Consider the following 15,074-nt stretch of genomic DNA (forward strand, 5'->3'; position numbering starts at 1 on the left):
CAGACAAGGGGCGAGGGAACCTGACCGGGAGGATGCAGCGACGGTACCTGCGCCGGAATAGGACAGGAACCCAGCAGGGAGTGAATGACTCCCCGGTCTCGGGTATTACGTTCCGCCCTGGTAGACGTCGTTGCCGAAGGTGTTCACTTCGGGCTCTCCGTAGCTAGCAAGGCGGGAGAGAAGGAGTCCTCGATGCTGGTGAGCAAGCTGTAGGGGCAATCCGAGGTGGCCCCGTAGGGTGCGAAACGGAGAGGAGGACAAGGGCCCCGACCTTCCCTCCCGCAACACCCGTTGAGGGACCCATGGTGTCCCCGTTAGTCTCGCCGAAGACGATCACGGGCATCCCTCTTTTGGAAGGCGGGCGACGCGGGAGCCCGCGGTGCCAGCCACTCACCTGGTAAGGGTCGGGGAATGCCCCTGTATGCGGGCTCAATGGGAAGTCCTCCCACGCCAGGATGGCATTCATATCAAGTTCGGGATGTAGTCGAGTCTGAAACTGAGGCAAAGGGGGACTGAAACAGGAGGGTGAGCGGCCGCAGAAGTCGTCCCCTTCCTTCCCTTAGGTGAAAGGAAGGGGATTATCGATGACTAGTTGCGGGACTGGCCTTGGAGGGAATCGCGGATTTCGGTGAGCAAGGCAATCTGTGGGTCCTCTGCTGCTTCTTCCTTTACATTCTGGTTAATACCGAGGCGGCGGTTTCGGCGTTCAATCATGTGGTTCATAGGCATGACGATGACGAAATAGATGGCTGCTGCCACCAGCAGGAAGTTGACGATAGCGGTAAGCAAAACACCGAATTTGATGTCGTTCCCGTTAAGAGTGACGACAGCGAAGCTGTCGAAGTTCGGTGAACCGACCAGGGCAGCAATAAAGGGCATGAGTACGCTTTGAACCAGCGCGGTTACTACCCCACCGAAGGCGGCACCAATCACGACGGCGACGGCAAGGTCAACGACGTTGCCTTTCATGATGAAATTCTTGAAGCCTGTCAGCATGAGCACAAGTTACCCCAAGTAAGACGTTTTGGGACCGGTAATTGTCAAATTTTTGTCTACCAAGTCATTCCCCGTTCGAGCCGGTGATCGTGCCCAAGCGAAAACGACATTTGGACGGGATCGATCAGATCGTCCTCTCACTCTCTGCCCGGGGATTGACCACGGGGGAAATCGCCGCGCACTTCGAGGAGGTCTATGGGGCAACGTCTTTGTTGTGTCCGCCCGGCCTGGCGAGGTCATCCCTTATCGAAGGGAACCACCACCAGCATGAGCAACAACGCAGACAACGCAAGCAGTGATCGTCATCGGGGGCATCGACGCACGCGCCGACACTCATCACGTCGTCGCGCCAGATACGACAGGGAAGATACTCGGAGACCACCCTTTTCTGTCAGCGATGGTCGAAAAGTGAGCCGTTTCGCCGGCGGCGGAGTTCAGCGGTCGTTGCAACGGTTTATGGTTCTAGCGCTGGTGAAGTCAGTTTAGCCAGGTGCTCCATGGGACTCTGCCAACCCAGGATTTCGCGTGGTCTGCGATTGAGTTCAGCGGCGACCCTGATGAGGTGTTCGGGGCTGTGGACGCCGAGGTCAGTTCCTTTCGGGCAGCACTGCCGAATCAGGCCGTTAGTGTTGTCGTTTGAGCCGCGCCGCCAGGGGCTCGCTGGATCACAGAAATACACCGGAATCAGCGTCTGCCGCGTGAAACCCTGATGGCAAGCCATCGAACCGGTTGTCCGGACGATCAACCAAGGTGTCCTTCCAAAATGTCAATGGTCTGTTCCGCGCATCGCCTGATATCTGCCTGGTAGGCTACGGCGATTCCGGGGAGGACCGCTGCCGGGGCTGCATCGGGGGGACGACTGCGCAGGGCCTGTTCGACCTGGAGGGCAAGGTTTGCCAGCCGTTCAGCACCGACCATCTGGCTGGAAGTGCGAAGGCTTAGCACTGCATCCATGGCACCTTTAGCATCACCGGTCGTCAAGGTGTGGCGCACTCTTTCGGCCCTGCCTGGCAACTGGGCTATGAAGTTCCGGATGAATATCATCCAGATACCTTCATCACCATCCAGCTCGTCCCGGAGTCTCTCCAGCACGGAAGGGTCAAGCAGGGGAAGATTGTGATCTTTGTTCTCTGCCCCGGTGCCGGACCAGACAGGGGCCGTCATGGCTTGCGGGTGGTCATTGCGTACCCGCCCGGTGCGTTGCAGAGGATGGTTCGGGAGGTGCCGGCATTTTGATGTTCCTGTGGCTGGGAGCCTGGACGAGAGTTTTTCGACGCTTCGTCGTAGGAGCATCTGCTATGTCCAATGATGATTGAGCATGCGACATCGATTGGGTCGTGGCCCTGCAATGCCGGTCGCAGCTGCTTGGCCGAAACCTGGGCTGTCTGAAGTTCCTCCGTGAGCACGTAGCTGTCGGCGGCCCTTGAGCGAATTCCAAGGCTGCGGCCCATATCTGGCCGGTAACGACGTTGACGTTGTCTTTGCCTGCGAGGAAGGTCAGCGCGGCGAAGCGTGCGGGCCCCAGCGTCATCGGAACGGCCGGGAGGGTACGGCAACAGGCTTCCCTGGCGAGCACCAAAAGGTGCGCCCGGGCGATCCGGCGGTGTAGTGGTTGGCGGTCAGGGCGGGGAATCCAGTCACGGCTTGGGACACCGGGCCGTCGTCGCCGTTCTGATCTGCCTGCACTCGAGGGATCCCTTCCGTTCCCTGTCCGAAGACCCAGCAGGACTTCCGCACGCGTCTGCCCCCTATATGCACCGGCAACCGCGGCCGTGCTGGAAGCCGGCCCTTCAGCCCGGGCCGGAGCCGGGAAGTGCAACCGGACCTCACCGCCGCCGCGTCCGTTTTGTTCGATACACACACGTTGCCCCCTGAGCACCAGAAAGAGAATTTTCGACATCTTTCCGAGATGCTACGTTCAGCGGCTTCCGCGGGGCACGAGTATTGAGTACCTGCATTTCCGGAGGTTTTGGCGGAGACAGTCCTGTCACTCTGCCGGCGCGCCAAGCGCGGTTGTCCTGTCTTATTTGGCTGGTGGGGTGCCTGATCCCGTCGAGTACGTGATGGTCGCAGTTCCAAGGATGTCGCTTATGCGGCCGCCCTGGAAGTCCTGCGCCGTTCCATTGGGCACCGAGTAGATCTCGCTGGTCGGGTAGCCAAGGGCACCCCGCTCAAAACCTGTGGACATCCAGGCCGTACGGATGGCTCCATATGATTCGTGAGTGCCCGCCGTCGGCGACGATACAACGGCACCCCCTTGGTAGTTCTGGTATGAGCCGCCGTTGATCAGGCCGGTTACTACTTCGGTGGTGGGGTAGCCCAGGACGCCGCCTTCGAAGCCCGTGGACGCCCATTCCGAACGGATGGGGCCGGTCGATTCATGTGTGCCGGAGGCCGGGGCGGACACGATCGCCCCGCCCTGGTAGTTCTGGTATGAGCCGCCGTTGATCAGGCCGGTTACTACTTCGGTGGTGGGGTAGCCCAGGATGCCGCCCTCAAAGCCCAGGGTCTGCCACTCCGAACGGATGGGGCCGGTCGATTCATGTGTGCCGGAAGCCGGGGCGGACACGATCGCCCCGCCCTGGTAGTTCTGGTATGAGCCGCCGTTGATCAGGCCGGTTACTACTTCGCTGGTGGGGTAGCCCAGGACGCCGCCCTCAAAGCCCAGGGCCTGCCACTCCGAACGGATGGGGCCGGTCGACTCATGTGTGCCGGAAGCCGGGGCGGACACGATCGCCCCGCCCTGGTAGTTCTGGTATGAGCCGCCGTTGATCAGGCCGGTTACTACTTCGGTGGTGGGGTAGCCCAGGACGCCGCCCTCAAAGCCCAGGGCCTGCCACTCCAAACGGATGGGGCCGAAGGACTCGTGAGGGCCGGTGGCCGCGGTCCAGATGATCGCCCCGCCTTCGTAGTTTTGGTTTACGCCGCCGTTCACCAGGCCACCGACCTCGTCCGTAGTCGGATATCCCATCAGGCCGTTTTCAAAGTTGAGCGCGGCCCATTCGCTGCGGATGGGGCCTTGGGAGACGAACAGGCTCTGCGTGGGCGTCGAGATTACAGCACCTGACTGGTAGTTGCGGTAGTAGCCCCCGTCACGGATTGCCGTTACGTTGCCGGTGGCCGTCCCAAGATTCCATTGGGCGGCCTTGGCATCCATCGCCTGAGCCAGTGTCAGGACTGTGATGGTGGAGGTGGCGGATTGAGTTGTACCTGTCCCGTACGTGACCGTCAAGGTGGCAGTGTACGTTCCGGCAGCGGAATACGTATGAGTGGGGTTTTGTAGCGCGGAGGTCGCCGTACCGTCGCCAAAGTCCCAGGACCATGAGGTCGGTGTGCCCGTAGAGGTGTCCTGGAATGCGACAGACAGTGGTAGTGTCCCGGAGCTCGGGGTGGCAGTGAACGAAGCTACCGGGGTGGGGGTGGCTGGCGTAAGGGGCTCGTCCGAGAACCAGTAGCTCTTGGCGACGTCGTCGCTTGCCAACATGACAATGCCAGTCGTCGCGTTGACGCCCTGTTTGGTGGTGGTGACGTCATTGATGTTCGAGGAGGACGCTGCCTGCATGACGGGGTTTCCACGGCCGGAGGCGAAGACCGGGTTGTCCATGGAGGCAGTCTTCTCGTAGATGCTGCCGGCAACCCCGGAGTACGTGCAGCCGCTCACGGAGGTCGGTGGGGCGGTCTGGAAAGCGTGGACGAGGTTGTTCTGGGTGTCCAGCACGATCTGGGGCCGGGTCACGCAGTCACCCGTGGTGGAGATGGTCGATTGCGTGAAGGAACCGGTACCCGGCTTGAAGACGAGCAGCAAAAGCTGGGGCAGTGTCGGATCCGAGGATATGTCGTTGAGGCTGGTCTTCACGGCGGCAAAGACCCGTCCGCTGGGATCAGACTGGAGAGATTTGATGTTGAGGTGGTCATCAGCCTGGCCATTGCCCCTGATGGCGGGCTGCAGAGCCCACGATGAGGACGCGGTGGGCGAGGTCCCGTCTGTTCGCGTGGCCCACCAGACAGTGCCGGTAAGTTGGTCACTCCACATCACCCCGATCTTGTTCTTGCCGTAGGAAACCACAGCGGAAATGTCATCAGGAGAAGGGTTCGGGTTTGAAACCGGAATAACGTAAGGGGTGCCCCAGCCGGTGCCGCCGGGTGCCGAGTTGTTGACGTAGACCGTGTTGGTGAATCCGCTGGTGCTGTTGCCTGCCACTTGCGTCCAGGTTGCCCAGATGGCGCCGGTGCTGTCCTCGTCAATGGTCATCGACTCGCTGCTGTTGTTCGTGACGACCATGGGAAAGCCGGCGTCCAGGGTGTAATTACCACCGGAGTAGCTGTACCGGTAAAGGTAAGCGGGCTGGCCTGCCACCGAGGGGACAGGGTTGGCATTGGTCGAAACACCAACAACGTGCGACGCGATGTACAGATGCGCCCCATCCCAAAGGGTGTCGGCCAAGGTGCTGCCGCGCGCATCATTCAACACTCCCGTGTCCACCCAGCTATGCGTAGCCCTGTCCAGGCGGTAGATGTGCCAGCCACTTCCGGTAGTCCACATATCCGCCCACCAGGATCCGTCATTCCACCACAACTTGCTCTGGGGCTTATCCGATGTGGGCGGATTTGCGACGCCGGCGTACGAGAAGCTCTGGGTGCCGTAGACCGGATCGGCTGACGCCGGGGGCGAACCCGCCATGCCCGCTGCCACGATGAGGGCCGCGAGCACTACCGGGGCCAACGATGTCAGAAAACGCTTGATCTTCACGGCAGGGCTCCTAGACGCCGGCTTCTGGCTGCTTTTCTGGACTTCCAACTTGAGCTTTCATCCGCCCCCAGGAAACAGCATTTTTGTCATCGAGTTCCGAGCGCAGTCTTTGCACTGCCGGTTGTTTCAGGGCCGGGGTGGTTTGGTCGTCGGTTTCAGTTATGGAACCTTCGTCGTTGGGCATTGTTGCCTCCTGCCGTGCAATGTTGGGGTTTTTGCAGAATTACGGTTCTCGAGGGGTGGGGTCAGTTTCCTCTGGATCGTTGGGGTCTTTGGGTTATGGGTTGATGAAGTTGCGGGCGGCGGCCAGTACCCGGTGGGCGGCTTCGTCGGTATCGCCGTCGCGGAGCAGTCGTGCGGGTGGGTTGTCTCCGAGTAGGGGGTTCATGCCTTGGAACCAGGCTTGGACGACGTCGGTTGTGTTGGTGGCGTTGAGTAACCGGGCGATTTGGTAGGCGTCCCGTAGGCGTTTTATCACGGCGGGGGTGGGGGCGCGTTCGGCGGCGGCCCATTGACGTACGGCTCGGGTTTCTTTTACGGAGCCGAGGTAGGCGACGGTTGGGGCGCCGAGTATTTGGATGAGGCTGTCGATGAGCGCTGGTGGGTCCAGGCTCATGGCTTCGTGGTAGGCGAGCATCTCGTTCTCCGTTGATCCGGATGCGCTCATTGGGTGGCTCCTGTCGGTCGGGTGGGGTTGCTCCTAGGGGGAGGTTGATCGTGCCGGGCATGTCATTGGGCGTCTTGGGTGCTCAGTCCTGCTTGGGTGAGGTCGTGGTCGAGGTTGGTGAATTTTCCGACTGCGGGGTGGAGGGGGCGGCCCAGGGCGCGGTAATCCCAGCCTGCGTCGCGGTATTTTTCGGCGTCCAGGGCGTGCCGGCCGTCGACGATGCAGGGGGCGTTGACGAGCCGGGCGAGTTCGACCGGGTCGGCGGTTTTGAATTCGTCCCATTCAGTGAGGAGGGCGACGACGCCGGCCCCGGTGACGGCTTCTTGAAGGGTGTTGGCGTAGCTGAGGTCGGGGTAACTGTGTTTGGCGTTGCTCATGGCTGCAGGGTCGTAGACGGTGACTGAAGCGCCGGCATTGTGGAGCATGCGGGCGACGTCCAGGGCGGGGGCGTCACGGATGTCGTCGGAGTTTGGTTTGAACGCTGCACCGAGGCAGGCGACTTTGATTCCGGTGAGGTCGCCTCCGGCGAGTTCTGCGACGAGGTCGACGGTGCGCTGGCGGCGCCGTCGGTTGATCGCATCGACCTGGCGAAGGAAGGAGACGGCTTGGCCCACGCCGAGGGTTTCTGCGCGGTGGGCGAAGGCCCTGATGTCTTTGGGCAGGCAGCCGCCGCCGAACCCGAGGCCGGGTTTGAGGAACCTGCCTCCGATGCGGTTGTCGTAGGACAGTGCCCGGGCGAGGTCACTGACGTCGGCGCCGGTTGCTTCGCAGATTTCGGCCATGGCGTTGATGTAGGAGATTTTGGTGGCAAGGAACGAATTGGCTGCGACTTTAACCAGTTCCGCGGTTCGCAGGTCGGTGGCAATGACGGGGGTGCCGGCGGCGATGATGGTGGTGTAGCAGGCGGTTAGTTGTGCCCGTGCCCAGGTGGAGGTGACGCCGAAGACGAGGCGGTCCGGTTCCAGGGTGTCTTTGATGGCGTATCCTTCGCGAAGGAATTCGGGGTTCCAGGCGAGTTCGATGTTCGTCCCTGCAGGGGCTGTGGCGTGGACGAGTTTGGTCAGTCGTTCGGCGGTGCCGATGGGGACGGTGGATTTGCCCACGATCAGGCATTTGTGGGTCAGTTCCCGGGCCAGGGAGGTGATGGCGGCGTTCACGTAGGTCATGTTGGCGGCGTCGGAGCCCTGGGATTGGGGGGTTCCCACGCAGATGAAGTGGACGTCCCCGTGTGCTGCGGCCAGTGCCACGTCGGTGGTGAAACGGAGTTTGCCGGAGGCCAGGACGTCCTGCATCTTTTCTTCGAGGCCGGGTTCGTAGATGGGCAGGATGCCGGCGGAGAGTTCATCGATTTTGGTTTTGTCCACGTCGAGTCCGATGACGTCGTAGCCGAGCAGTGCCATGCACACGGCGTGGGTGGCGCCGAGGTAGCCGGTGCCGATTACGGTCATTTTCGGGTGCTCGACGATGGCCGGGATGCTGGTGGAGCTGTTCGGGATCATGGTGGAGGCCTTTCCTTGGGATGAGGGGCTGGGTTGAGGCTGGGATCACCGGAGTAGCGTGGTGGGTCAGGTGTTGGTGCAGGCGATGGTGGCCAGGCCGCTGCGGGCGGTGAGGGTGTTGGAGCAGGAGACGGTGTTGTGCATAGCCGGGCGCAGGGCGACACCGTAGCCGGGGCCGCCGACCGGGCCGCTGTTGTGGGTGAAGAGGTTGTAGTCGCCCCAGTCCTGGAGGATGTTGTGGGTTTGGTAGCCGTCGCCGGGAGAGTTCTGCCCGTCGTTGGAGTCGATGGTCCAGGCGTTGCCCTTGACGTTGATCCAGGCGGTCGCGTCGGTCATGCCGGTTCCGTCGAGGTGGTTGTTTTTGATGACGCCGCCGATGGTTCCTTCCTTGATGTCGATGTTTTCGGCGGTGGTGTGCGAGATGGTGTTGTTCGCGATGATGTTGTAGTTGCTTTGGTCGGTATGGCAGTCACTGATCGTGCACCAGTTGCTGACGGCGGTGCCGACGTAGATGCCCTCACCGAATTTCGGGTTCTTACTTCCGGTGCGTGTGATGGTGTTTCCGGTGACCAGGTTGCTGCTGGAGTTCTTGCGCAGGTGGATGGCTTCATCCCCGACATCGGTCACGGTCAGGTCCTCGATTACCGACCCGGTGCTGGAGTCGGTGACGATGCCTTTTTGGCCGTTGCGTACGGTGAATCCGGACAGGACCCAGTAGCTGGCGCTATCGAGGTGGAAGACGTACCCGTTGTTGTTGCCGCCGGCGTCCAGCACCGCACCGGGGCCCCCGCACAGATAGATCCTGTTGCTGGCAGCGCCCGAGTTCTTGGTGCTGAAATTTCCCGGGTACGTGCCATCAGCCAAAGCGATGACATCTCCGGCCACGGCATTGGCCAGTGCCGATTCGAGGTCGGCAGCGGTCGAGACGGTCTTGGTCGGGGCCGGGCAGGACACCGGGTGATCAGAGGGCAGGGGGCCCTGGCCGGGACGTGCGCTTTGGGCGGCGGCGCTCATCGGTTCTTCGCCCCTGGAGGATTTTCCTTTCGTTTCCGGTGTTGATTGCGGGTCAGGGGTGGGGGAGGTGACGACGCCGGCCCCGGTCGGTGCGGATGTTGTCGGGGCCGTTTCGGTGACGGGGGGAGCTGTGGGCTGGGCGGTGTGGAAGGTCGTCGCAGCCAGGACACCCAAAGCGCTGATGATCAGGAGCGCGCTGAGGATGATGACCAGCAGCCAGGGCAGAGCCGGCCGGCGTTTCATGAGGCGCCCCTACTGATTGATTCGCGTTCGGGGGGCTGGAGCTGGCCGGGTCCTTTGGTTGTTTTCCGCCTGCGCCGGGTGCCTCGGCGTTTATCGGCAGGGGTGGGGAAGTCGCCGTGGGCTGCCTGGACCAGTGCCGGGGTGAGGGCATTGGGTTGGATCAGGATCGGTTCCAGGTCCGTGAAGGCACTCATCGGGGCCTGGGCCGCGTAAGGGTGTTTGACGGCGCCGCGGTGTCGGTGACCGGCGAAGGCTGTCAGGATCAGGATCAGGGCGAGCATGGTCCACACGATCGTCAGGGGCTGGAAGAAAGTCGTGAGGTTTTGCCAGAACGATCGTGTGAGGGTCCAGTTATCGGTGGTGTTGTTCTCTGCCACGGCGTTACTGGTTCGTTTCAGGTCAACGGGGCTCGGGCCCGCACCGGAAAGCGTGTTGGCGCTGATCCGGATGACACCGGAGCCGATGGCGGAGATGCCATGGTTGGTTACCCCGTCGACCACGTTTCCCTGGACCGTTGCCGCGGCGTTGCGGAGGTAGATTCCGACCGCACCGCCTGAGACCGTGTTATTTTCCACGGTGCTGGCGGTGACGCCATCGCGCAGGGCGATGGCCTGGGTGGATCCGCCGTCGAGGTGGTTGCCGCTGATCGTGACCGTGGACGCGGCGGCGTCGGCGACTATCCCGGACAGGCCCCCGGAGATGGTGTTGGCCCGGACGGTCGTGTTTCTTCCTCCCCGGACCTCGATGCCGTAGCGGCTGTTCGCGGTGATCATGCTGTTGCTCACGGTGTTGTTCCCGTACGCGGTCAGCGTCGTTCCTGTGGCGGAGGGCCCGGTCGCCAGGGCGCGCCCGTCAACATAGATCCCGTCGCGCTGGTTCGCGACGGCGGTATCGGTGTCCAGATGGATATCGCTTGCGGCCCGGGAGACCATGAAGCCGTTCAGGGCGCTGGAGCGCACCGTGGAGTTGGCGATGACGGCGTTGGAGACAAACCGGTGCAGCACGATACCGTCCATCCGGCTGTTCTGGACGATCGCGTTGTGGATGCTGATACCCACGGCGTTGGCCAGGAACAGCCCGTAGACGTTGTCCGTGACGGTGATGTCCTGAACGGCAGCACTGGCATAGCTGAAATCGGGGGCCGAGCCGGGCTGGGCCGGCAACGTCTCGCCGGGTGATAGAGCCGGCGCCGGAGCCGGTGCGGGAGCAGCGGGAGGAGCAGCGGGGTCGGCCGGGTGTTTCTTCGAGGGCGCGGCGGGTTTAATGTACTTGGCCTTCGCGCCGCTCTGGTTCAGTGCTCCCACGATGGGCCGGTCGGTCCCTGTCATGGATAGTCCGCCGGTCCTGCCGCTCCAGAACCCGAGGCTCTGGAAAATGGCGTGCTCGATGGTGGCCGTACCGCCGATCGACCGCACATAGGCGCGGCCGCTGTCGGTGATCCGGCGGGGGGCGCCCGTGTCGGTGTCCCAGCTGCTGATTTTCACCGGGGCGTCCGGGGTGCCGGAGATGTTCAGCTTGCCGCCGTAGTTCACGATCGAAACGAACTTCTTGGCAGTGCTCAGCAGATTCAGTGCCAACGCCGCGGGCCTGGTCAAGGTCAGGGTCGCGCCGCTCTCCACGACGAGGTTCTCACTAAGGAGATAGCTGCCATCGGGCTGGAGCACGAACGTTTTCGGTGCCAGCGTGAGGAGGTCATCAATGGTGTAATCGGTGGCCCGGGCGGGCAGGACCAGGGTATAGCCGGTGCCGGAGGAGACACGGTAGGGGACGTTAAGTTTCGTCCCGGCCCACCGGGCAATGGAGGACACGGTACGGACCTGGACGAGGCGTTTGTCTTCCGCGGCGACCATGGCTGCCTCGTTTTGCGGGTCCCCCTTGTAGTTGCTGCCGTCGGTGACGGTCGGGACCGGATCCATACTCGTATCCGGGGCCACGATGGCGTCATTCTGAGGTATTGCCGGGTCGGTGGGGTTGTCCGCGGCGGCCATGGGCAGGCCGATCAGGAGGGAAACCCCCGCCAGGGCGGCTGAAATTTTCCACCGGTTTTTCATGAGGGTTCCTCTGCCGTTACGAGGGTGGGGGAGACCAGGGTCGAAGCGCGCTGGCCTTCGCCGCCGGTCTGGTTTTCAGCGCGGGTCAGCCAGCCTTGCTTGTTCATCGTGAACAGCGCATAGGTTTTCACCGGCAACGCCACAATGATGACCATGACCGCGATCAGCGGCAGCAGGAAGATCTCCCACGGGTGGCGGGACAGGTGGGACAAGCCGCGGATGCCGCGGCCCAGGAGCATCCAGCCCACGGTCATCACGATCCCGAAGGCAGTGAGTTCGAGCCGGCTGAAGATCAGGTATCCCATCGTGATCCCCATCGTCACCGGAGTCAGGAGGATCTGCAGGACGGTGACCTTCGTGACCAGCGGCACCCGCCACAGCCACCCCTTGTGGATCGCGGTCAGATAGCAGCGATAAGAATTCCGGCTCCACCGGACCCGTTGTTTGAAGAACGAGCGCAGCGTGTTCGGGAACATTGACAATGCCCGGGCAGAAGACTGATGGACGGTTTTGAAGCCTGCGGCCAGGACAAGCCAGGTAAGTCTCCCGTCGTCCCCGGAGATGCAGCGCCGGCCCAGGAAGAATTCGTCCTCAAGGTTCGGCAGCAGCGGTATCACCACCGACCGCCGGTAGGCTGCGGTGCGGCCCGACAAGCAGGCCACCGCGCCGGCGGCACCCATGGCCGGGACGTAATCGTAATAGCGCAGGTTGATCATCCAGTCAGCGACCCGGCGCCAGACGCTGCTGGTGCGCTGGTACACATTCTGCTGGGTGCCGACCCCGCCCACCAGCGGGTCAGCGAAGGGCATTTGAACAGCAGCCAGCAGCCCGGGCTGCCAGAAAGTGTCCGAGTCAACCAGGATCAACAGTTCCCCGACAGCTTCGCGAATCCCGCGGCTCAGGGCCGAACGCTTACCGGCATGCCGGAACAGGATGGGACGCACCGAGGGATCGGCCAAGGACGCAATGCGCTCATAGGCCTCGGTGTCCCGGACATCCAGGACGATGATGATCTCCGTTGGGCCCTGGCTGCGCCACGTCTGCAGACACTGCAGCAAGATCTCCGGGTCTTCATGGAATGAGGGGACAACCACAGACGTCGTCGTGGAGAAATCATTGAGGACCGGTTTGGCACGCCGGGACAGGATCACCCGGTACAGCCACAAGGCCCACACCACCAGGCCTGCCAACGCAACCGGCAGAAACCTATGCCACTGCGAAAAATCAATCTGCGATAGATCCACTGGACCAACCTGCAGGACAGGAACCAGACTCGACACCACAGGGGAGGAAGGCATCAGGCCCCCCAGCTTGTGAAACGCGGGGCGGATCCGTTGTGAATCATTGGTGATACGGGCGGGTTTAGCACAATCATCGGGGGACTCTTTCTCGGGTGATTGGGGTTACTCCAAACCCTAGAAATTCCCCCGCCAATCCACCCGAGTAATTGGATACCCGTCTTTCTACCCCCGGCCTACCCTTTTCCGCGTACTCAGAACCGGCTGGACTACTCGACCACTACTGGAATTCCTGCGACTCCTACTTATACCGGAAACCGGGAAGACCACTAGGCCGCAGCCCTGGAGCGCCCAGGTAATGATCATTCTGCCGTTTCCCGATCCCAAGCTTCCCCTCCAACGGTCAGAGCCCTCTCGAGACAAGGCGGCACGGGAGGGTTATCTGGGTTATTCGCTCCTGCGGCCAAGCCACCGGTCGCGTTTGTCAGCCGGCTTCCCGGGATAATAGGGAGTCTTCGAGAAACCCGGCAGGTGCGGTTGCCGCGGCGCCTGGCCGACCAGCGAAAGTGACTGAAGCTCTATGTCCGAAACGGAGCCGGATGCCGGCTATCTGGTCTGACGGTCTGGGCCGCGCCAGTATCCGCTCTATCTAGGTTTTCGCTGTGGCTGCCTTGCCCTGGACTGTCGTCTGAACCATGACCCGGAAGTGCCTCTGGGCCAAAAACCCAGTGGGACCGCCCGGGCGCGAACACAGGAGCGGCGCGTACGCGGGAAATTGGGTGGTGGCAGCACAAGTAGACCCGCTGCGGAACGCCTTACTTGTCATTTACCGGTGGTTTTCGCCTTGAGTTTTATCCTCGGGGAAGGCCTCCACTCGTGAGGAGAAGGTGGAAGATATCTGCCCAAGTCATCTGTGCGTCCGAACCAGCATTGGGGAGCGCCGACGGCGATGAGGTCCTCGTCAGTATTGGCACGCGATTCCGCCTCTGGGCGCGGCCGGGGGCTTTTATCGGGACACGAGAAGGGTCAGTACTGTTCCCGTCCTGGCGAGCCCGGCGAGGAACACCAGGCTGATTGCCACTAAAGGGGTGCATGGGGAAAGCTTAGAACCCTTGGGAGGACAGGCCGGGACGCCACATCGACCCGTAAAAGGCGGAATTGGCGTGTGCAAAGGATGTGTCCTGGCATGGGAAAGGCGCGCCCCGATCGGTGAGCGCGCCCTTCACTTTTCCCTTATCCCCAAGCCGATCCCCTTCGGCCAGCACCATCATAAGCACTGTGATAGTTAGCCCGTCAAGACAGATGTCTGCGGCCGACCCGAGTCATGGTTATGCACGATTCCAACGTCCACCCGGCGCGGCGCTTCACGTTAGGGCCGAAAGACCCGGGAGGTTACCCCGCAGGACGAACGGACTCCACACTACTTCCGGCAGCGCGCCGCCAGCCAGGGCAATCACATGGCTTCACGGCTGATCCGTGCCGGAGAATCTACGAGTGCCACGGAGGCCGATAAGCGCCGAATGCGGCTCGCCCGGAACTTCAAGGGCAGCCCTGAAAGACTTAACCAGCACTCCCCAGACGATTCAAGGAGCCGATGGTGGAGATTCTGTCGGGTTGGGCGGCCAGATTTGGCTATAGCCCCGATTGGTATGTCTACGTGGCTCGTGTTTTGCGGGGTACTCGCGATGGCCTGGGATGGCGAAATCGACCTTTGCCGTACGCCGGTGCCTCCGTTAGTCCAGCGGCGATGAGCCGGGCCCGGTAGTTGGCCACAACGTTGCTTTTGGCGTTGAGCCGCTTGCTGTTGTCGCCGGCTGCAACAGCATCATCCTCTTCCGCCATGGCGCGGAGGAAGTCCTTGTCCTTCTCCGAAGCTGTGGAAAGAGCTGCTTCGATTACCGTCATCTCATAGCGGCGACGGGCTGCTGCAATGGCCTGGGTGACGTTCTCCGCTTCCAGGGTCAGATCGCTGATCTCCGCTTGGCGCCGTAACTGGTAGCCGATGAGCTAGATCAGGAAGGGGTAGCCGCCGGTCGCCTCGGCTGCACGCCGGAGCTGATCGTTGTGGATCCTGATTCCGGCTTGCCGGAACGTGGCGATTCCCTCGTTCAGCAGGTCCGAAACCGCCGCCGGGAGCCCTGCGAAAATCAGACCGATCGGCAGCCCGTCGCGGTGGCGAGGTAGAAGGGGGCGGTGTCGGGGAGGACGGTCGAGACGGCGTCCCGGCAATTTAAGGCCCGGTTTCGGAGTAAGGCGTTGGCGGGTCGGTGGTTTAGGGGCAGTCCTGGTCAGCGTACGGCGGGGCGGTGGGAGGGAAGCCACTGGAGGGCGAGTACGCGGCGACGTGAACGCCTACCCGGCACGCCTCTTGGTGCCGGTTATGCATGGAAGGGCAGTGGTGCAACGCGCGCTTAAGGACGATGGAGGGCTTCCGGGGTGTGGTTTGCCGCGGAAGCCCTCCATTTTCGGATCTAGGACGGGGTGGGTCAGTGCTGGGGCAGGGTTTTGGTTCCCTCGATCTGCACTGCCTGGAGTTTGTTCGGGTCCAGGCCGAGGGTCTTAAGGATTGTCGGGGCGATCTGGGTGGTTTCCACGGTGCTGGTCACGGTGCGGGCC

At 62.2% G+C, this 15,074-nt stretch carries 10 protein-coding genes and 2 pseudogenes; 1 reads left to right on the top strand and 11 read right to left on the bottom strand.

Annotated elements, in window-relative coordinates:
* Nucleotides 1–588: 588 nt before the first annotated feature.
* Nucleotides 589–996: a large conductance mechanosensitive channel protein MscL gene (gene mscL, locus AB0313_RS21145; RefSeq protein WP_366308223.1), complete on the bottom strand. Its 408-nt coding sequence runs from the start codon at nt 994–996 to the stop codon at nt 589–591.
* Nucleotides 997–1,070: 74 nt separating this feature from the next.
* Here mscL and AB0313_RS21150 point away from each other — a divergent pair.
* Nucleotides 1,071–1,199, top strand: a pseudogene (locus AB0313_RS21150) (transposase); the annotation flags it as partial.
* 251 nt (nt 1,200–1,450) lie between these two features.
* On the opposite strand, the pseudogene AB0313_RS21155 reads toward AB0313_RS21150, so the two are convergent.
* The 10 genes and pseudogenes from AB0313_RS21155 to AB0313_RS21200 all read right to left on the bottom strand — a co-directional run.
* Nucleotides 1,451–1,717: pseudogene (locus tag AB0313_RS21155) on the bottom strand (IS30 family transposase); the annotation flags it as partial.
* 20 nt (nt 1,718–1,737) lie between these two features.
* The gene (locus AB0313_RS21160; RefSeq protein ID WP_366308205.1) at nt 1,738–2,289 is read right to left on the bottom strand and encodes an Hpt domain-containing protein; all 552 of its coding nucleotides are present in this window, start codon (nt 2,287–2,289) and stop codon (nt 1,738–1,740) included.
* A gap of 730 nt (nt 2,290–3,019) precedes the next feature.
* Nucleotides 3,020–5,746: a PKD domain-containing protein gene (locus AB0313_RS21165; protein ID WP_366308207.1), complete on the bottom strand. Its 2,727-nt coding sequence runs from the start codon at nt 5,744–5,746 to the stop codon at nt 3,020–3,022.
* Between the two features lie 10 nt (nt 5,747–5,756).
* The gene (locus AB0313_RS21170; protein WP_366308209.1) at nt 5,757–5,930 is read right to left on the bottom strand and encodes a hypothetical protein; all 174 of its coding nucleotides are present in this window, start codon (nt 5,928–5,930) and stop codon (nt 5,757–5,759) included.
* 93 nt (nt 5,931–6,023) lie between these two features.
* Nucleotides 6,024–6,413, bottom strand: a complete 390-nt coding sequence (locus tag AB0313_RS21175) for a hypothetical protein (protein WP_366308211.1) — start codon at nt 6,411–6,413, stop codon at nt 6,024–6,026.
* Between the two features lie 62 nt (nt 6,414–6,475).
* Nucleotides 6,476–7,912, bottom strand: a complete 1,437-nt coding sequence (locus AB0313_RS21180; protein WP_366308213.1) for a UDP-glucose/GDP-mannose dehydrogenase family protein — start codon at nt 7,910–7,912, stop codon at nt 6,476–6,478.
* Between the two features lie 66 nt (nt 7,913–7,978).
* Nucleotides 7,979–9,169 carry a right-handed parallel beta-helix repeat-containing protein gene (locus AB0313_RS21185; RefSeq protein WP_366308215.1) on the bottom strand — a complete coding sequence of 397 codons (1,191 nt, stop codon included), beginning with the start codon at nt 9,167–9,169 and terminating at the stop codon, nt 7,979–7,981.
* Nucleotides 9,166–11,220, bottom strand: a complete 2,055-nt coding sequence (locus tag AB0313_RS21190; RefSeq protein WP_366308217.1) for a right-handed parallel beta-helix repeat-containing protein — start codon at nt 11,218–11,220, stop codon at nt 9,166–9,168. The genes AB0313_RS21185 and AB0313_RS21190 overlap by 4 nt, the downstream gene beginning before the upstream one ends.
* Nucleotides 11,217–12,518, bottom strand: a complete 1,302-nt coding sequence (locus AB0313_RS21195; RefSeq protein WP_366308219.1) for a glycosyltransferase — start codon at nt 12,516–12,518, stop codon at nt 11,217–11,219. The genes AB0313_RS21190 and AB0313_RS21195 overlap by 4 nt, the downstream gene beginning before the upstream one ends.
* Before the next feature lie 1,593 nt (nt 12,519–14,111).
* Nucleotides 14,112–14,363, bottom strand: coding sequence for a hypothetical protein (locus AB0313_RS21200; protein WP_366308221.1), 252 nt, complete (start codon nt 14,361–14,363; stop codon nt 14,112–14,114).
* Nucleotides 14,364–15,074 lie beyond the last annotated feature (711 nt).

Origin of the sequence: Pseudarthrobacter sp. NPDC080039 (genome assembly GCF_040702335.1) — a bacterium.
Classification (GTDB): Bacteria; Actinomycetota; Actinomycetes; order Actinomycetales; family Micrococcaceae; genus Arthrobacter; species Arthrobacter enclensis_A.